Genomic DNA, 270 nt, shown 5'->3' on the forward strand with positions numbered 1-270 from the left:
GCCTCGTACAGTTCCCGCCGCGCCTCTTCCGGGGCGATCTCTTCGGTGGCGGCCGCGTGCGACAGCGCTTCGGCGGCGCCGATCATTGCGCGCAGAGCGGCGACGGTCAGCCGTCCGCCGCCGGCGAAGGGCTCCAGCACGGCGCGGCACTTGTACATGAAGAGAACCTCGTAGTCGCGCTTGATCCGCTCCAGCTCCGGCGAGCTGGCGAGGGCCGCGACCACCCCGGGAATCTCCCGGCCTTGTTGCATCACGCAGTCGACATAGGCG

Annotated in this window: 1 pseudogene; it reads right to left on the minus strand. The window is 70.0% G+C overall.

What is annotated here, in order from left to right:
• Positions 1–270, minus strand: a pseudogene (locus ACLJNW_RS25355) (TetR/AcrR family transcriptional regulator); the annotation flags it as partial.

Origin of the sequence: Salmonella sp. SAL4457 (assembly GCF_046548235.1) — a bacterium.
Taxonomy (GTDB): Bacteria; Pseudomonadota; Gammaproteobacteria; order Enterobacterales; family Enterobacteriaceae; genus Salmonella; species Salmonella enterica.